An 18696-nucleotide genomic window follows, 5' to 3' on the forward strand; every position below is an offset into this window, starting at 1 on the left:
ATGGCCCCCGCGACATCCGCCCTGAGCCGGGCCCATGCCGTACTCCTGCACATCGCGCAAGGCGGTGAAAGCGCCACGCTGCGCCATATCAGTACCGATCTCGACCTCCCGCAATCGACCACGCACCGCATTCTTGGGCAACTGGTCGAGGAAGGGCTCGTCGTCGCCACCCCCGCCGGGCAATACCGGCTCGGCTGGAAGGCGCTGCAACTGGCCCGGAAGATCTGGAACGCCGCGTCCGACGAGGATCTGGCCTTGCCGCTGATGCGCGAATTGTCTGACATCACGGGCGAAACCGTCACCTTGAACAAATACCTGCCCAGCGAGGGTTTCTGCGTCTGCGTCGCCGTCGCCGAAACCGCCCACTCCCTGTCCTATGCGCTCAGCGTTGGCGATACGCGCTATCTCAACATGGGCGCCGGCGGCAAATCGATCCTGGCCGGCATGAGCGAGACGGAAGCCGATGCGGTGATCGCCCGCCATGGCCTGCCCCCGGCCACCGAGGAGACGGTGACCGATCTGGGCAGTCTCAAATCCGATCTCAGGACCATTCGCGACTGTGGCTATGCGGTCTCCAGTGGCGAGAGCGTCGCCGGCGCCATCGGCTATGCGGTTCCGGTCTTCTATCGCGGCGAGATGGTGTTCGGCTCGATGGCCGTCACCGCGCCCCAGATCCGGTTCCGCGAGGAATGGGAGGCTGGCTGGATCTCCGAGCTGCGAAGCAAGGCCCACGCGCTTTCTGAGCTGCTGGGCGCCTCTCCGGCTCATATCGCCGCATTTTATTCACCCAGGACAGAGGAAGCGGTCGACGCATGAAGCCTTCGCCTTTCACCTATCATGCGCCCGCCACGCCGGCTGAACTGGCCGATCTGCTTGGCACGCTCGAAGACGCCCGCGTCATCGCCGGCGGTCAATCGCTCATGCCGATGATGAATTTCCGCTTCGTGCAGCCGGCGCACCTCATCGACCTCAACACCGTGCAGGGCCTCGACTATGTCGAGCGGCGCGGCGACGTGCTGGAGATCGGCGCGGCGACGCGCCAGCGTTTCCTGCAACGATCCGGCGAGATCGCGCAATCCATGCCGATCCTGCAGGAAGCCCTGTCGCATGTGGGCCACCGCCAGACGCGCGCCCGCGGCACCATTGGCGGTTCGCTGTGCCATTTCGACCCCTCGGCGGAACTGGTGAACATGGCCGCCCTGCATGACGCCACGCTCACGCTGACCAGCGCGGCCGGCGATCGCGAGGTGAGCTTTGCCGAATTCGGGGTGGGATATCTCACCACCAGCGTGCAGCCGGAGGAATTCCTCAGCGCCGTCCGTCTGGCCGTCTGGCCGCGCCATCATGGCCATGGCTTTGAGGAATTCGCCTTCCGCCATGGCGATTTCGCCATCTGCGCCGTCTCGTGCCTCATGACCCTCGATCCTGGCGGCACCATCGAGAGACTGGCCATCGCGGTGTCCGGCGTCACCGAAACCCCGGTTCGCCTCACCCAATGGGAAGCCGATCTGCGCGGGGCACGCCCCGATGCCGAAACGGCCGCCGCGCTCGCCAGCGCCGCCGCCGGCATCGAAGCGATGAGCGATGCCTATGTGAGCGCCGCCTATCGCACCCACCTCGCCCGCGTCCTCACGCGCCGCGCCTTTCTCAAGGCCGCCGAACGCGCCAAAGAAAAGGCTTCAGCATGACCGATACGCGCACCCTATCCATCACCGTCAACGGCACCCAATATACGCGCGAGATCGAGACCCGGCGCACCCTGGCCGATTTCCTGCGCCTCGACCTCAAGCTGACCGGTACCCATCTGGGCTGCGAGCACGGCGTCTGCGGCGCGTGCACGGTGCGCGTCGAGGGCCAGGCGGTCCGCTCCTGCCTCATGCTGGCCGTTCAGGCCAATGGAAAGTCGGTCGCCACCGTCGAGGGGCTGGCCAGGGACGGCAATCTGAGCCCGCTGCAGAACCAGTTCTGGGAGCATCACGGCCTGCAATGCGGCTTCTGCACGCCCGGCGTGCTGATGACCATGGAGGAGTTCCTCGAGGAAAATCCCAATCCCACCGAAGCCGATGTCCGCGATGCCCTTTCGGGCAATATCTGCCGCTGCACCGGCTATCAGTCCATCGTCGATGCCGTGCTGGCAACGGCCGCCCAGGCGCGGGGAGAATGAGTATGGAAATGCGTTCGTTCGGGCAGTCCATCAAGCGCAAGGAAGATCCTGCCTTCCTCACCGGCAAGGGACGCTATGTCGATGACATCGAATTGCCCAACATGGCCCATGCCGCCTTCGTGCGCAGCCCGCTGGCCCATGCGAGGATAAAGTCGATCGACACCAGCTTCGCCCGCCAGATCAAAGGCGTCATCGACGTCATCACCTATCACGAACTGCCCGAGAGCCTGCGCCAGCGCCGGCTGCCGCTGGTGGTGCCGGTGGAATCGCTGACCAATCCGCGCCTTCCCTTCACCCTGGCACGTGACGAGGTGTGCTATGTGGGCGAACCCATCGCCATCGTCGTCGCCGAGAACCGCTATATCGCCGAGGACGCCGTCGCCCAGGTGATGGTCGATCTCGAACCGCTCGATGTGATCGCCGATTGCCGCGACGGCCTCAAGAAGGGCGCGCCCCTGGCCCATGTCGGCGCTTCCTCCAATGTTGCCGCCACCATGCATTCGGTGTCCGGAGACACCGACGCCGCCTTCGCCAAGGCCGCCCATGTTTTCAAGGAGAACATCTACCTCCATCGCGGCGGCGCCTTCTTCATGGAATGCCGCGGCGCCATCGCCCACTACGACACCTTCCAGGACAACCTGCTGGTCTACGTGTCGTCGCAAGGCGTCCATCGCCTCAAGCGCTCCTTCCTCGAACTGTTCGACATGCAGGATTCCAAGCTGCGCATCGTCACCCCCGATGTGGGCGGCGGTTTCGGGCCGAAGGGCTCCTATTACGTCGAATACGGCGCCGTCGCGGCCGCCTCCATGCGGGTCGGCCGCCCGGTGAAATGGATCGAGGACCGGCGCGAGAATTTCGTCGCCACCCACCAGGAGCGCGATCAGTATTGGGATGTGGAGATCGCCGTCGACGACGATGCAAAAATTCTCGGCGTGCGTGGCACCCTCACCCACGACAATGGCGCCTATACGCCCTGGGGCATCGTCCTGCCCTGGATTTCGGTGGCGACCGTTCCCGGACCCTACGTCATTCCGGCCTACAACATGACGCTGGTGTCGGTCCTCACCAACAAGGTCCCCACCACCCCGGTGCGCGGCGCCGGCCGCCCGCAGGCGGTGTTCGTCATGGAGCGGCTGATGGACCGGGTGGCCCGCGAGTTCGATCTCGATCCCGCCGAGGTGCGGCGGCGCAACTTCATCAAGCCCGAGCAGATGCCCTATAATGTCGGCGTCATCTTCCGCGACGGCCGTCCGGTGGTCTATGACAGCGGCGACTACCCCGCCTGCCAGCAAACCGCTCTCGATGCCGTCGACTACGAGGCGTTCGAGACACGGCGCAAGGCGGCGCTCGCCGAGGGCCGCTATATCGGCATCGGCATCGGAAACGCCGTCGAGGCGACCGGCCTCGGACCCTATGAGGGCGTCACGGTGCGCATCGGCACCAATGGCAACATCACCGCCTATACCGGCGCCACGCCCCAGGGGCAGGCGCACAAGACCACCCTCGCCCAGGTCGTCGCCGATCATTTCGGCGTGTCGATCGACGATGTGACCATCGAGACCGGCGATACCAGCACCATTTCCTTCGGCATCGGCACGTTTGCGTCCCGCACCGCGGTCAATGCCGGCTCGTCGGCCCACATGGCCGCCAAGGCGGTGTCGATCAAGGTGCGCGAGATCGCCGCCCAATTGCTCGAGGTCGAGCCCGACGACATCGAATTGCGCGACGGCCTCGCCCGGGTCAAGGGCGCGTCCAACCGCTCAAAGACCTTGCGCGAGCTGGCGGTCTATTCGCTCGGCAAGCCCGGCTTCTCGCTGGCCGAGGGCATGGCGCCGGGACTGGAGAACACCGCCTATTTCACGCCCTCGCAATCGTCCTACGCCAACGGCACCTGTCTGGCCGAGGTCGAGGTCGATATCGAGACGGGGCGCGTGCGCATCACCCGGCTGGTCATGTCCCATGACTGCGGCAGGGTCATCAATCCGATGGTGGTCAACGGGCAGGTGATCGGCGGCGTGGCCCATGGGGTCGGCAATGCCTTGTTCGAGCGCATGGTGCATGACGATCAGGCCCAGCCGCTATCGACCAATTTCGGCGAATATCTGCTGCCGCTGGCCGCCGACGTGCCGCGGGTCGAGATCCACCATCAGGAGACCCCCAGCCCCTACAATCCACTTGGAGTGAAGGGCGCCGGCGAAGGAGGGACCATTCCCACCATCGCCGCCATCGTCAATGCCGTTGCCGATGCATTGAGGCCACTCGGCGTGCACATCGCCGAAGCGCCCCTGTCTCCGCAGCGCATCATCGAATTGATCGAAGAAGCAAAGGCAAGGAGCGCGGCGTGATGGCCAACGAAACGGTTGCCATGAATCCGGCCAGCTATGCAGAACGGCTGGTCGCTGTCCTCAAGGTATTCGCGGAGGGCCCCGACGTCCTCTCGATCAGCGAGATCAGCGAGGCGCTCAACCTCGCGCCCAGTTCGACGCACCGTATTCTCGGGCCGCTCGTCGAGCAGGGCCTGATCGACCGCGCGCCCAAGCGCCGCTATCGCGTGGGTTCGGAATTCTTCCGCATCGCGGCCCTCGTCGAAACCCGCTACGGGCTGCTCACGGTGGCCAAGCCGATCGTCGCCAAGGCCGCGGCCGAGACCAACGAGACCGCGCTCCTGGCCATCGTCACCCCGTCGCGCAGCCGGATCGTCCTCGCCCACAAGGTGGATTCGTCCTATCCGCTGCGCTTCAAATTCGACCTGCTGATGAACATTTCCCCGATCTGGGGATCGCTCGGCCGCGCCGTCATGGCCTGGCTCGAGCCCGGAGAGCTGCGCCGCGTCCTTTCCGAGGGCGGGCCGTCGCCCCTTACCGGCGATCCGCTCCCCGATCATGAAACGCTTGCAGCCGAGCTCGCCACGGTGCGTCGCCTCGGTCATGCACGCAGTATCGGCCAGCGCGCCGCTCCCGACGCCATCGGGATCTCGGCGCCTGTGTTCGATGCTCTGGGGGTCGTCTGCGGCGCTCTCGGGGTCGTCACTCCCGAGCATCGCATGACCCCCGACCTTGAGCGGCACATCACCAAGCTCGTCCGTTCGAACGCTGCCAAGCTCTCGCACATGATGGGCCATTCCGGCCGCATGCTCGACGTGAGCTGATCATTCAACACCCCAGGAGGAAACAACGCGTGAAATATACCAGGTTCAACCATCTTCTATCGGCCGGCGTACTGGCCCTCGCGGTCGCGGCGCCCCATGCGGCCCTGGCCCAGACGGTAGAAGAATTCTACTCCGGCAGGACGCTGGAAATGGTGATCGGCTATGCACCCGGCGGCAGCAATGACTCCTACGCCCGCGCCGTCGCCAACCATCTCGGCGACCATCTCCCGGGCAACCCCAAGATCGTGCCGGTCAACATGCCGGGCGGCGGCAGCCTCGTCGCGGCCAACCATATCGCAAACATCGCGCCCAAGGACGGCACGGTGCTGGGGCTGATCGCCTCGACCATCCCGCTCGACGAGCAGTTGGGCACCGACAACATCTATTTCGAATCCGCCGATTTCAACTGGATCGGACGGGTGGCCTCGAACACCAACGTCACCTTCGTCAATGCCTCCACCGGCGTCGAGACCATTGAGGACGCCATGGAAACCGAAGTGATCCTCGCCACCACCGGCGCCAGCTCGACCGTGGCGATCTATCCCTCGGTGATGAACGCCATGGCCGGGACCCGCTTCAACCTGATCATGGGCTATGAAGGCACCGGCGAATCCATGCTCGCCATGGAGCGCGGCGAAGCCGACGGACATTCGACGAGCCTGGCCGCCGTCATGACCTCGCGCCCCGACTGGCTGACCAATGGCGCTATCAACTTTCTCGTCCAGTATGGCCTCAACCGCCATCCCGAATTGCCGGATGTGCCCACCGCGGTCGAACTCATCACCGATCCCGACGATCTGGCCGCCATGCGCCTGATCCTCGGCGCGGTGGAAGTCGGCAAGGCGGTGCTCACCGCGCCCGGCGTGCCGGAAGACCGCGTGGAAGCGCTGCGTCGCGCCTTCGATGACATGCTCGAAGATCCGGCCTTCATCGCCGAACTGGAGCAGCAACGCCTCGAGATTTCTCCCATGAGCGGAGAGGACCTGCAGGCAGTAGTCGCCGAGGCCGGAGAAGCTACGCCCGAACTCATCGCGCGCGTTAAGGCCGTCTGGCCGAACGAATAAGCAATCGGGAAGCGTGGGGCCCGCCCGCGCTTCCTTTCGCACCTGGAGGGGACCCGATGTTCGAATTCTTGCTCTCACACGCCCATGACGACACCGTCGCGACGGTTGACCTCAACCGGCCCGACGAAGGCAACAAGCTGACCCGCGACATGATGCGCCAGCTGACCGTGCAATTGCGCGAGCTGGCCGCAAACCCGTCGCTGCGCGTCGTGGTCGTCACCGCCCGTGGCCCGGCCTTCTGCCTGGGGCGCGATGGGCGTGGCGAGCAGCCGGGCAGCCTTTCGGCCTATGAGACACGCGAGCAATCCATGGCCGCGGTGCTCGATCTCTATGCCGCGCTGCGACAGGTTTCGGTTCCGGTGGTCGCCCGGGTGCATGGAGATGCTCTGGGCTTCGGCGCCGCGCTGGCCGGGGCCTGCGACATTACCCTCGCCTCCAGCGCCGCACGGTTCGCGTTCAGCGAAATCCACCACGGCATCCCGCCCACCATGGCCATGACCGCCGTCATGCGGCACCTCTCGCCCAAGGCTCTGGCCTGGCTGATCTATTCCGGCGAAACCATCACCGCCGAGCGCGCGGCCGAGATCGGCCTTGCCAGCCGCATCTATCCGCAGGCCGAATTCGAGACCGAAGCCGACGCCTTCGTCGCCGAACTCGCCAGCCGGCCGCGGCGCAATCTCGAAACCATCAAGAAATACCAGTCTCTGGCCGCCGGCATGCCCGCCGATGCGGCGTCCGATTATGCCGGGGCCTTGCTGGCCCTGGTCCGCGCGAGCTGAGCGGGCCGATGCAGATCGAAACCACATCGGGGTTGAGGCTTCACTACGAGACCCGCGGCGCCGGACCGGTGATCGTGCTGCTGCATCCGGTGGGGCTGCGCGGCGCCTTCTGGAAGCCCGTCGTCGAGCGGTTGTCCGACCGCTTCCGCCTCGTCTATCCCGATCTGCGCGGCCATGGCGGCAGCGACGTGCCGACCACCGATTTCACCCTCTCGGACATGGCCCGCGACGTGATCGATCTCATCGGCGCCGTGGGCGAGCCGCCGGCCGTGGTCTGCGGGTGCTCGCTTGGAGGCATGCTGGCCCAGTCGATCGCCCTGGCCGCGCCCGAGCTGGTCGGCGGCCTCGTGATCGCCGGGGCCGGGTTCACCCGCGACGCGGCCGGTCGCAAGGCGGTGCTCGCCCGCGCCGAGGCCGCCCGACGCGGCATGCCGGATGTCCTCGAAACCACGCTCGATCGCTGGTTCACCGACGAGGTGGAGCGGGCCGATCCGATGATGGTGGGCATGGTGCGCGCCTGGCTGCTCGAGGACGACCCGGTGGTTCACGCCCGGTGCTGGCAGGCCATGGCCGGCCTCGACCATGCCGACCGATTGGCGTCCATCGGCGCACCGACGCTGGTTGTCGCCGCGACCGCCGACCAGTCGGTTCCCGTCGCCACCCTCAAGGACCTGGCGTCGCGCATTCCCGGCGCGCGCTATGGAGAAATCGAGGGCGCCGGCCATCTGGCGCCGCTGGAACGACCGAAAGACTTTGCCGCGATCCTGGGCGATTTTGCCCTGGAGATCGCTTGATTCATGCCTGTTGGAGGGCCAATGACCGACCGTACATCACCCCCGCTCAATCTCAGCCAGCATCTCGAAGCCCTCGACGCGGCGGGCCTGCTGGTTCGCGTGGATCGCCCGATCAACAAGGACACGGAACTGCATCCCCTGGTGCGCTGGCAGTTTCTCGGCGGCCTCGATGAGGACGAGCGCAAGGCGTTCCTCTTCACCAATGTCGTCGATTCGAAGGGCCGCAAATACGACATGCCGGTGCTGCTCGGCGCCCTGGCCGCTTCCCCACGCATCTATGCCATGGGCATGGGCCGGCCGGCCGACCAGATCGGCGATGCCTGGAACGAGGCTATCGCCAATCCCGTCGCCCCCAATCTCGTCACCGAGGCGGCCTGCCAGGAAGTGGTGATCGAAGGGGATGCGCTCAAGGACCCGGAAGGGGGCGTCGCCGCCCTGCCCGTCCCGGTCTCCACCCCCGGATTTGACTCCGCGCCCTATCTCACCGCCACCATGTGCATCACCCGCGACCCCGAAACAGGAGTCCAGAACGCGGGCATGTACCGCGCCGCACTCAAGGCCCCCGACCGCATGGTGATCCGCATGGCCGCCAAGCCCGGCGGGGCCGGCGGCTGGCTGCATTGGCTCAAATATCGCGAGCGCGGCGAAAAGATGCCCATCGCCATCGCGCTGGGTGCCGCACCCGTGGTCGTCTTCACCTCGCCCCAGAAACTGCCCGTCGATCTCGACGAGTTCTCCGTGGCCGGCGGTCTGGCGGGGCAGGCCATCGACACGGTCAAATGCGTCTCCAACGATCTGGTCGTGCCCGCCGAAGCGGAAATCGTCATCGAGGGCTTCATCGACCCCTCGGTGCTCGAACCCGAGGCTCCGTTCGGCGAGAGCAATGGCTATGTGGCGCTCGAGGGCTACAACATGCCCATGACGGTCACCGCCATCACCCACAAGAAGCAGGCCATCTTCAACGCCATCATCAGCCAGGTGACGCCTTCGGAATCGAGCGTGATCAAGAAGGTGGCCTATGAGCCCCTGTTCCTGCACCACCTCGCCAAGCAGCTTTCGATAAAGGGCATAAGGAAAGTGGTGCTGCACGAGCGCCTGACCAATCTGCGCCCGGTGCTGTTCCTGCAATATGCCTACGGCACGCCCCGCAGCGAGGTCTGGCGCGGGCTTTATGCGGCCTCGTCCTTCATGGGCAGCGTCGGCAAGATCGTCATCGCCATCAGCGAGGACATCGATCCCAATTCGGTCGACGCCATCCTGTGGTCCATGGCCTATCGCTCGACGCCGACCGAAGACGTCCTCATCACCCCCAACCGCGGCGGGGTGCAGGGCGCGCAATACGGTCCCTCCAAGACCGATTCGGGCCTCTTGATCGATGCCACGCAGAAGCGGCCCCTGCCGCCGCTGGCCCTGCCCAAAAAGGAATTCATGGAGAACGCGAAGAAGATTTGGGAGGAGTTGGACCTGCCTCCCCTCAAGCCGCAATCGCCCTGGCACGGCTATACGCTGGGCGACTGGACCGATCGCTGGGAAACCCTCGCCCGCCGGGCGACCGACAGCGACTGGCTGGACAATGGGACCGACACCCTGCCGCGCCAGCTTGCGGGCAAGGACCCCGAGGATTCGGCACGCGGATTGGAATAGAGGAGAATGAAATGCATGGCGTGGTCTCGCCAAAACGCGTTCCCATGGCGGCCCAGCACCCGCAATTGGACATGGAAGCGCCCGACAGCCAGCCCGACGACGCCCTCACCGTCTTTCGCCTGCTCGAAACCGCGTGGCAGGAAGGGCTAGCCTGCGCACTGATCACCGTGGTCGACATCATCGGCGGTTCGGCGCGGGGCAAGGGGGCCCATATGGCCGTCCTCGCCGATGGCCGCTATTGCGGCTATGTCTCGGGCGGATGCGTGGAGGCCACCATCGCCGCCGAGGCGGTCGTCGCTCTGGAAAACGGGGCCGACCGGGTTCTGCGCATCGGCCAGGACTCTCCCCTGGTCGATGTCCGCCTGCCCTGCGGCGGCGGCATGGACCTCCATATCCACGTCAATCCCGACCCCCAGATCGTGCGGGCCTCCATCGAAGCCATGGAATTCCGCGAATCCTTCCGCATATCGATCCGCACCGATACCGCGACTCTCGCCTTCGACCAGACCTTGACCGCCACCGACGAGACGGGCTGGTCGCATGGCGTGTTCGAGCGTGTCTACAGGCCGCGCACCCGTCTCGTGCTGGTCGGGCGCGGCCTCGAGGTCGAGACCACGGCCCGCATCGGCATCGCGTCGGGGCTCGAGGTCATCGCCTATTGCGCCGATGGCGATTCCGCCGATGCCGTTCACCGCAGCGGGGCCACCGCGCACTGGATGGCGACCCCGGCCGTTCGCCCCGACTTCGCCATCGATCTTTACACCGCGGTGATTTTCCTGTTTCACGATCACGATTGGGAAATCGGGCTTATCGAACACGTGCTGCGCAATCATCATCCTTTTTTCATCGGCGCTCTGGGCAGCCGGCGGACGCATCAGATGCGCGCCGATGCCCTGCGCAGCAACGGGGTGCCCGAATCCCTGATCGAATTGATCCACGGTCCGGTCGGCCTGTTCGGCCCCACCCGCAACGCGGCGTCTCTGGCCCTGTCCATTCTCGGGCAGGTCACTCAGGTCCGCGAACAGGCGCAGACGCTTGCCCCGGTCTGACGAGGCGCGCATGTCGCCCTCTACGGCCGCGCGCTGGGCGGGATTTGCCCTGGCGCTGGCCATCGGGACCGCCGGCGGGGCGATCTTTGCCTATTTCCGTTTTCCCCTCGCCTGGATGCTGGGCGCCATGTGCGCCTGCACCCTGGCCACGCTGGTCCGCCTTCCCATCCATCCGGTGGCCGGTGTCCGGCCCTTCATGACCGCCATCATCGGCGTCCTGCTCGGCGCCAGCTTTTCCCCGGCGCTGCTCGGCTCCCTCGCCGGGTGGATTCCGACGCTGGTCGGACTCATCGCCTATATCGTCGTCTGCGCGGTTCTGGGCACCACCTATTTCCGCCTTGTCGGCCGGTTCGACGGACCCACCGCCTTCTTTTCGGCCATGCCCGGCGGGGTGATCGAAATGATGCTGGTCGGCGAGGAGAAAGGCGGCGATGGCCGGACCATCGCTCTCGTCCATTCGGCGCGCATCCTGTTCGTGGTCGCCTCATTGCCGGTGATCATCTCGCTGGTGTCCGGAGAGCCGATCGTCACCAGCGCCGGGGCCGTCGGGCGCCCCTCGATCCTGCAGACGCCCTTTTCCACCGAAATCCTTTTGATCGGTTGCGGGCTGCTGGGCATGGGGCTGGGTCGGCTGCTGCGACTGCCGGCGAAATATCTCCTCGGCCCGATGCTGATCAGCGCCATCCTGCATACCACCGGGCTCACCGATTTCCAGCCGCCGGTTGAGGTGGTCATCCTCGCGCAGGTCGTGCTGGGAACGCTGGTCGGCTGCCGCTTCGCCGGCGTTCCGCCCACGCAGATCGGCCTCGTCCTGGTCCTGAGCGCCGGGTCTGTGGCGGTGATGCTGTGCGTCGCCGTGCTGTTCGCCCTGGCGCTGAACTGGATATCGCCCTACGACATCGCGGCCATCCTGCTGGCCTATTCGCCCGGCGGACTCAACGAAATGAGCCTCGTGGCGCTGGCCATGGACATCGAGGTCGCCTTCGTCTCGGGACATCATATCACCCGGGTCATCCTCGTCGTCGCCCTGGCGCAGATCCTGTTCAGCGGCGCTGCGGCACTGCTCGCGCCCCCGTCCGCCAAGCCGAGCGATCGCCAGATCCGCTGATACGGGTTTTCCACACAAGAAAACCCCGCCAGTCGCTTGTTCCGCCTCACGAAAATCGACATGGGTCCGGCTTGACGCTCCCCCATGCCGGTGCAACCGTGCCCGCAACGGAGGAGGATTAGCCATGCATGCAACAGCACTGATGACGGGAACGCTCGAATATCTCCGGCGCCCGATCCTCGCCAATGTCACGGCGGGCATGAAGGTGCTCGTGGTCACGGACACGGCGCATGATCCGCGGGTCTGGCAGGCGGTGATGAGCATCCTCAGCGAATGCGGCGCCGATGCCACGCTGGCCCTGTTCGATCCCCGTCCGGCCGATTATTACGACCCGCCCGTCGCGGTGTGCGAGGCGATGAAGACCGTGGACCTCAACATCCTGCTCGCCTCCACCGGCATGCTCCACGCCCACGCCAATTCGGCCGCCATGGATGCCGGGGTGCCGGTTCTGTGCATGGATGGCGGGATGACGCTTGAAATGTTCCAGTCGGGCGCGGTCACCGAGGACCAGAAGGAAATGGCCATCCGCCAGTACTATGTGGCCACCAACATTTTCGGCAAGGAAGCCAGGACCTGCCGGGTGACGTCCCGATATGGCTGCGACTTCACCTATTCGGTCGAAAACCGCATCTTCATCCCGAATTTCCCCGGCGACGATTTCGTCCCCTACAAGATCCAGAACGTCTCCAAGGTGCAGAACCGCAAGTCGAACATGCTGCGCTTCCTCTATCCCAATGGGGAGTTCAACATTCCACCCGTGGAGTATAGCGGCAGCGGCAAGCTGGTGTTCGACCTGTGCATGCATCAGCTCGGGCGCCTCGCCAGCCCCATCGAACTGACGGTGGAAAATGGCCGGATCACCAGCATAGACGGCGGTGCCGACGCGCATTTCCTGCGCAATTATCTCGAGCAATATGGCGACGAGAACGCCTATGTCTGCCCCGCCGAAGCGTCGGTCGGCATCAATTCCAAGGCCCAGATCCGCGGCGTGCAGCGCGAGGACAAGAACATCCTGGGCTCGATGCATTTCGGGCTCGGCACCAATGTCGATGTCGGTGGCACGCTGCAGTCCAACATCCATATCGACGGGGTGATCCTCGAACCCACGCTCTATGTCGACGGCGACCTGCGCATCGACAATGGCCGGTTCACGCGCCCGGTGGACCGCCCAGCATAACCGGAAAAGTCCGTCACGCCACCGATTTCGCGCGCATCCCCGCCGAGGCGAAGGCCACGATTTCGTCGAGGTCGTAGAAGATACCGGGGGTGGGCGATTGCTCGGGCACCAGCTCTTCGAGCCGGTTGGTGTCCGAGAAGGCATAGAGATAGGCGCCGATCATCAGGGACATGCGCCGATACACCGTGGCCTCGGTCAACTCCGGCAGGGCCGCGAGGAATGCCGTGGCATAGGCGCGGGTCGATTCGTCGTAGACTTCCCGGCGCAATTCGTATGACAGCGCTTCGGGCTCCATGTGCAGCCGCGAATGCAGCCGCAGAAAGGCGAGGCCCTGCCGCGTCTCGCGCAGCTTGATCGAGGGCGCGAGGAAGGCACGGACCAGATCCTCCACCTGCGGCGCATCGGTTTCGGCGAGAATCGCCGCCAGCCCCTGCATGCGCGACTTGGCGATCTCGCGCCCCTTGCGCAGGAAGACCTCGCGAAACAGATTTTCCTTCGAGCCGAAATAATAGGTGATCAGCGCCGTCGTGATGTCCACACGCTCGGCCACATAGCGCAGCGACGTGCCGGCATATCCCAGTTCCGCAAACAGAATCTCGGACGCGTCGAGAATGTCCTCGCGCGAATGTGTCTGCCCTTCAGGACGCCCGGGCCGCTTCCTGCGCTGTCCCACGATCTCAACCATCATCACCTTCTCTGCACTGCATATCTCGGCGCCGCCGATCGGCTGGCGCCCTGGCCATTTCCCACCGCGCGTTTGAGCTACATGCCACCCCTGCACGGCCAATGTCCAATCCGCTGGTTTTCCACCCATCGAAAATCCTGGCCCAAAACCTATTGCAGCAGACGCAAGCTGCGTCTATAAGGAATTAATCGCTCGCTTAATTATTTAATGCTCGGGCGATGAAAGGCTCGGCAGGAGCCGCATCAAAGAGAGGGAAATCGATGACATTTTTTGCAAGTGCAAAGGCGCTGGCAACCGCTTCCGCTATCGCAATTTTTGCCACGGGCGTCATGGCGCAGGACGTGCCCGAGGTCCGGCTGCAGGCCGTGGCCGGTAGCCTTGGCGGCGTTCCGCTGATGATCATGGAAGCGGAAGGCCTCGACGAGAAGCACGGCTTTTCCGGCGTGTTCGAATTGCTGCCGTCCGACAGTGCGGCCCAGAACTTCCTGATCGGCAATTCCGATATCGCCATGGACAACGACATCATCGGCGTCGCCATCGCCCGCGCCGAAGGGTTTGACGTCACCGCCTTCTATCCCATCGGCCGGCTGTATCTGGGGATCATCGTTCCCGGCGATTCCGAGGCCGAGACCCCCGAGGACCTCCGCGGCATGCGCGTGGGGCATTTCGGCGCCGATTCCGGCACCACCATGTTCATCCGCTCCATCGTGCAGGAGATGTACGGCTTCGACGTGCTCGAAGAGTACCAGTTCTCCCAGCTTGGCCCGGCCGCCCTGGTACCGCTGCTCGAAGCCGGCGATGTGGACGCGATCTTCAACTTCGAATCCTATGTCAGCGAGGCGATGCTCGCCACCGACGGGCGCTATCTCCTCCAGGCCGCCGCCGATTACGAGGAATTCACCGGCGGCTTCGCACCCTGGATCACCAACATGGTCGCCCACACCAGCTGGCTGCAGGAAAATCCCGAGCTCGCCTATGGCGTGCGCGCTGCCTATGACGAAGCGGTGCAGATCATGCAGGACAGCAATTACGAGGTCCTGCGTGAGGACTACATCTCCTCGGGCCTGGGCATCACCAGCCCCGAAGTGCTCGATGTGATGATCGAGAACGCCGCGACCTACGACTATTTCACAAATGTCTGGACCCCCGAAGTCATCGAGGCGGCCTATGGCTTCCTCAATGGACTGGCCGAGGAGGGCCGGGTTCTGACCGAAGTGCCCGAAGGCGTGATGGTCCGGCTCGAGGACCTGGTGGGCGAACCGGGCGCCTGAGCCCCGATCCGAGGCGCGCGACAAACGGGAGGACCGCGATGCAAAAAGAGAACAATCTCATCATCTCGATCTGCGCAGTGCTGATGCTGCTGCCGATCTGGTGGATCGCCTACAGAAACACCAATTTCATCGCGGACCCGTTTGTCGTCGCAACGGCCCTCCCCCACTTCCTGTCCCAGGCCGATACGTGGAGTAATATCGGCATCACGCTCTATCGCGTTGTCCTGGGGCTGGCGGGAGGTGTCGTGCTCGGCACCCTGGCGGCCTTGGCCATGAACCAGAACAAGCTCGCCGAACAGGTGCTCAGCATCTATGTGACCACGGCGCTGAGGACGCCCAGCGCCATCGCCGCCATCATGGCGCTGGCGATCTTCCGGGGCGCCGAAATCGGCTACATCGTGGTGGTGATGTTCATCACCTTCCCCTTCATGGCCGTCGGACTGCGGGATGGGCTCAAAAGCGCCGACAAGGACCTTGCAGAGGCCTCGCAGATTTATCGGCTCGGCTCGCTGCGCTATATCCGCCACGTGCTCCTGCCCTTCATCGCCCCCTTCATCTTCAGCGCGCTGCGCAATGCCCATGCGCTGGCCTGGAAGGTGATCGTCGTCGCCGAGATTTTTGGCGCGGCGCGGATCGGCTTTGGCGCGCAGTTCGACCATGCGTGGGAATACATGCAGATGGTCGAGGTCCATCTGTGGCTGCTGGTCTTCATCGCCATCGTGCTCTTTGTCGAATACGGCGTGCTGCGCGTGGCCGAGCGCCGCGTCTTCCGGTGGCGCGGATAATCCGCGCCAAACCCTCACCCCCAGCAATTCCAAAGGTTTCATCATGACCGGAACATCAGATACCGTCCTCAAGGTCGAGGGCCTCCAGGTCAGCTATGGCAGCATCCCGGCCATCTCCAGCCTCGATTTCGAGATCAAGCGCGGCGAGTTCGTCGCCATTCTCGGGCCGTCCGGCTGCGGCAAGTCCTCCATGCTTAACGTCATCTCGGGCCTGCTGCCGCCCACCCGCGGCGTCGTGGAAGTCGACAGCCGCCCGCTTTACGATGCCGGTCGCCACGCCCCCAAGCTGGGCTATGTGTTCCAGGCCCATCGCCTGCTGCCCTGGCGCACCGTCAAGCAGAACCTCGAACTGGTGCTCGCCGCCTCCGATGTGCCGCGCGACCAATGGGAGGACAATATCGACCGCCTGCTCGATATCCTCCATATCGGCCAGTTCAAGAATTCCTGGCCCATGCAGCTTTCGGGCGGCCAGCGCCAGCGCGTCTCCATCGCCCGCGCCCTGTTGGTCGAACCCTCCTACATCCTCATGGACGAACCGCTCAGCACGTTGGACGAAGTGACGGCGCGCAGCCTGCGTCAGGAGCTTTCGGGCATCTGGGCGCGCACCGGGGCGACCATCGTCTTCGTCACCCACTCCATCCGCGAGGCCGTCTATCTCGCCGATCGCATCATCATCCTGACCCGGGGCCCCTCGACCGTCTTCGAGAACTACCACGTGCCGATCGCCCGTCCGCGCGCCTATGACGATCCGCGGATCGCCGAGGTCGAGGCCGACATCATCCGCCGCGTGGAGCACGCCTGGGGTCTCGATCCGATCAAGCAGAGCGAGGTGGCCTGATGACGCTTTCGACCTCCATGCAGGCCACGACGCTTTCGCCCCGGCCCAAGGCCGGCACCATGGACCGCAACATCCGCATCCTGGGCGCCATCCTCGCCGTCGCCAGCCTCTTTGCCATCTGGACGACCCTGTCGATCACCGTGCGTCCCTGGGTGCCGACACCCTATGACACCGTATTGGCCATGGGGCGGCACCTCACCTCCCAGGGTTTCTACGCCAATCTCTTCTTGACCCTGGGGCGCATCGCGGCGGCTTTCCTTGCCGCATCGGTGATCGGGGCGGCGCTCGGCATCGCCATCGGCATGAACAGGAAGGTCGAGGCCTTCTTCCAGCCGCTGCTCGCCATGGCGCTGGCCGTGCCCGATCCGGTCTTCATCATTTTCGCCATTCTGGCGCTGGGCACCGGCGAGGCGGCCGGCTTCGTCGCCCTGACGCTGGCGGTCGCGCCTTTCGTCTCCAATATCGTGCGCTCCAGCGTCCAGGCCCGCGACAAGGGGCTGGACGAGATGACACGGATCTATCGCATCCCGTCCGACAAGGCGTTCTGGGTCAGCCTCGTGCCGCAATTGGTGCCGGCCCTGTTGACCGCGGCGCGGTTCTCCTTCGCCCTCTCCTGGAAGCTGGTGGTGGTGGTCGAGGCCATCGGGCAGCCGGACGGCATCGGCGCGTCGATCTTCCATTCCTTCCGCCTGTTGCGCATGCGGGACGTGGTGGCCATCGCCATCCTGTTCATCCTCTTGATGCAACTGCTGGAAAAGGGCGTCCTTGGCCGCCTGGAAAAACGCCTCCTGCGCTGGCGGCAGTGATGCTGGCGTTGGTTTTTATTAAATGAACATACGAATAATAAAGAGTGTGAAGACATGGGTACGGTTAAAACTGTAGGCATCGTTGGGGGAGGCATTGGCGGCGTCGCGCTCGCCGTGAGCCTCCTGCAGCGCGGGATTGCCGTCCAGCTTTTCGAGCGGGCCGACAAGTTCGGTGAGGTGGGCGCTGGCATCCAGATGACCCCCAATGCGGTCAAGGTCATCAAGGCGGTCGGGCTGTACGACCAGATCATCGCGCGCGGCTTCCTGCCCAATGCGGTGGTCGGGCGCAACTGGAAGACGGGCAAGGAGAATTTCCGCATCCCGCTCAAGGATAGCTGCGAAACCCTTTACGACGCCCCCTATATCCACATCCATCGCGCCGAGTTGCATAGCCTGTTCGCCGATACGCTGCCGGCCGAGATCTGTCATTTCGGCAAGGCCTGCACCGGGGTGCGCCAGGACGCCGACAGCGCCACGGCCATCTTCGCCGATGGAACCGAATTCACCGCCGACCTGATCGTGGGGGCCGATGGCGTGCGCTCTATCGTCCGCGCCGATCTGTTCGGCCCGCAGGAGCCGCGCTTTACCGGCCATATGTGCTATCGCGCCGTGGTGCCGGTGGGCGGGGTGGTCGATTATGTCAGCCCGGACTCGGTGTTCTGGATGGGCCCCAACGGCCATGTGGTCACCTATTACGTCAATGGCGGCAAGGCGGTGAATATCGTCGCGGTCAGCGAGACGGCGGAATGGGTCGAGGAAAGCTGGAACTCCCGTAGTTCCCGGGAGGAGATGCTCGCCTCCTTCCCCGGCTGGCACCCCAATCTGCAGAAGCTCTTTTCCCAGGTCGACGAGGTCTATCGCTGGGGACTGTTCGATCGCGATCCCATGCCCACATGGACCAAGGGACGCGTGACGCTGCTGGGCGATTCCGCCCATCCCATGCTACCCTTCCTCTCCCAGGGCGCCGCCATGGCGATCGAGGACGGTTATGTACTCGCTTCGGCCGTGGCGCTGCACACGAACGACCTCCCGGCGGCGCTGGCCGCCTATGAGGCCGAGCGCCGGCCCCGCACCAGCCGGGTGCAGCTCGAGGCGCGCGAGCGGGGGCGCACCTATCACCTGCCCACCCCCTGGCAGCAGTTCAAGCGCGATTTCGACTACCGCATGCGGGCGATCTTCTCGCCCCGCACCACCGGCATCAAGACCGACTGGGTCTATGAATATGACGCGCGCCGCTTCGGCGCCCACGCCCCCAGGATGGAGACCGCATCGTGACGCGCTATCGCATTGGTCAGATTGTTCCGTCTTCGAATGTTACGATGGAGACGGAGATTCCGGGTTTGTTGCGGGCGCGGGAGGGGATTTTGCCGGAGCGGTTCACGTT

General features: G+C 64.8%; 18 protein-coding genes and 1 pseudogene. 18 read left to right on the forward strand and 1 reads right to left on the reverse strand.

The genetic code is table 11. The annotated features are described in order from the left end of the window. The 12 genes from DVH29_RS08815 to DVH29_RS08870 all read left to right on the forward strand — a co-directional run bounded on the left by DVH29_RS08815 (position 1) and on the right by DVH29_RS08870 (position 12927). Entirely contained in the window at positions 1-816 is an 816-nt protein-coding gene (locus DVH29_RS08815; RefSeq protein WP_158541613.1) for an IclR family transcriptional regulator, read from the forward strand. Then, a complete protein-coding gene (locus tag DVH29_RS08820; RefSeq protein WP_114645811.1) occupies positions 813-1688 on the forward strand; it encodes an FAD binding domain-containing protein in 876 nt (291 codons plus the stop codon). Before DVH29_RS08815 ends, DVH29_RS08820 begins: the two co-directional genes overlap by 4 nt. Then, on the forward strand, positions 1685-2164 hold the full coding sequence (locus DVH29_RS08825) for a (2Fe-2S)-binding protein (protein WP_114645812.1): 480 nt from the start codon (positions 1685-1687) through the stop codon (positions 2162-2164). The genes DVH29_RS08820 and DVH29_RS08825 overlap by 4 nt, the downstream gene beginning before the upstream one ends. A gap of 2 nt (positions 2165-2166) precedes the next feature. Beyond that, positions 2167-4509, forward strand: coding sequence for a xanthine dehydrogenase family protein molybdopterin-binding subunit (locus DVH29_RS08830; RefSeq protein WP_199562556.1), 2343 nt, complete (start codon positions 2167-2169; stop codon positions 4507-4509). After that, on the forward strand, positions 4509-5312 hold the full coding sequence (locus tag DVH29_RS08835) for an IclR family transcriptional regulator (protein WP_114645814.1): 804 nt from the start codon (positions 4509-4511) through the stop codon (positions 5310-5312). Before DVH29_RS08830 ends, DVH29_RS08835 begins: the two co-directional genes overlap by 1 nt. A gap of 29 nt (positions 5313-5341) precedes the next feature. Further along, positions 5342-6376, forward strand: a complete 1035-nt coding sequence (locus tag DVH29_RS08840) for a tripartite tricarboxylate transporter substrate-binding protein (RefSeq protein WP_114645815.1) — start codon at positions 5342-5344, stop codon at positions 6374-6376. 56 nt (positions 6377-6432) lie between these two features. Next, entirely contained in the window at positions 6433-7155 is a 723-nt protein-coding gene (locus DVH29_RS08845; RefSeq protein ID WP_114645816.1) for an enoyl-CoA hydratase/isomerase family protein, read from the forward strand. Positions 7156-7163: 8 nt separating this feature from the next. Next, positions 7164-7949 carry an alpha/beta fold hydrolase gene (locus DVH29_RS08850; protein ID WP_114645817.1) on the forward strand — a complete coding sequence of 262 codons (786 nt, stop codon included), beginning with the start codon at positions 7164-7166 and terminating at the stop codon, positions 7947-7949. Between the two features lie 21 nt (positions 7950-7970). Then, positions 7971-9593 (forward strand): UbiD family decarboxylase, encoded by a 1623-nt coding sequence (locus DVH29_RS08855; RefSeq protein WP_114645818.1) that lies wholly within the window; start codon positions 7971-7973, stop codon positions 9591-9593. A gap of 11 nt (positions 9594-9604) precedes the next feature. Then, positions 9605-10642 carry an XdhC family protein gene (locus tag DVH29_RS08860; protein WP_114645819.1) on the forward strand — a complete coding sequence of 346 codons (1038 nt, stop codon included), beginning with the start codon at positions 9605-9607 and terminating at the stop codon, positions 10640-10642. A gap of 10 nt (positions 10643-10652) precedes the next feature. Continuing rightward, positions 10653-11750 (forward strand): AbrB family transcriptional regulator, encoded by a 1098-nt coding sequence (locus DVH29_RS08865; protein ID WP_114645820.1) that lies wholly within the window; start codon positions 10653-10655, stop codon positions 11748-11750. A 124-nt stretch (positions 11751-11874) separates the two neighbouring features. Next, entirely contained in the window at positions 11875-12927 is a 1053-nt protein-coding gene (locus DVH29_RS08870; RefSeq protein WP_147276045.1) for an aminopeptidase, read from the forward strand. A gap of 13 nt (positions 12928-12940) precedes the next feature. On the opposite strand, the gene DVH29_RS08875 is transcribed toward DVH29_RS08870, so the two are convergent. After that, positions 12941-13615, reverse strand: a complete 675-nt coding sequence (locus DVH29_RS08875; protein ID WP_245944934.1) for a TetR/AcrR family transcriptional regulator — start codon at positions 13613-13615, stop codon at positions 12941-12943. Positions 13616-13872: 257 nt separating this feature from the next. Between DVH29_RS08875 and DVH29_RS08880 the strand changes: the two genes are divergently transcribed. The 6 genes and pseudogenes from DVH29_RS08880 to DVH29_RS16820 form a co-directional block, all read left to right on the forward strand. After that, positions 13873-14883 carry an ABC transporter substrate-binding protein gene (locus tag DVH29_RS08880; RefSeq protein WP_158541614.1) on the forward strand — a complete coding sequence of 337 codons (1011 nt, stop codon included), beginning with the start codon at positions 13873-13875 and terminating at the stop codon, positions 14881-14883. Positions 14884-14921: 38 nt separating this feature from the next. Next, complete coding sequence (locus tag DVH29_RS08885) at positions 14922-15668, forward strand: ABC transporter permease (protein WP_114645823.1); 747 nt, start codon at positions 14922-14924, stop codon at positions 15666-15668. Positions 15669-15711: 43 nt separating this feature from the next. Beyond that, on the forward strand, positions 15712-16506 hold the full coding sequence (locus DVH29_RS08890; protein ID WP_158541615.1) for an ABC transporter ATP-binding protein: 795 nt from the start codon (positions 15712-15714) through the stop codon (positions 16504-16506). Beyond that, positions 16506-17312, forward strand: coding sequence for an ABC transporter permease (locus tag DVH29_RS08895; RefSeq protein ID WP_114645825.1), 807 nt, complete (start codon positions 16506-16508; stop codon positions 17310-17312). The genes DVH29_RS08890 and DVH29_RS08895 overlap by 1 nt, the downstream gene beginning before the upstream one ends. A gap of 54 nt (positions 17313-17366) precedes the next feature. Beyond that, entirely contained in the window at positions 17367-18587 is a 1221-nt protein-coding gene (locus DVH29_RS08900; protein WP_114645826.1) for an FAD-dependent monooxygenase, read from the forward strand. Continuing rightward, positions 18584-18696, forward strand: a pseudogene (locus DVH29_RS16820) (Asp/Glu racemase); the annotation flags it as partial. The gene DVH29_RS08900 and the pseudogene DVH29_RS16820, both read left to right, overlap by 4 nt.

Source organism: Pelagibacterium lacus, assembly GCF_003345525.1.
GTDB lineage: Bacteria > Pseudomonadota > Alphaproteobacteria > Rhizobiales > Devosiaceae > Pelagibacterium > Pelagibacterium lacus.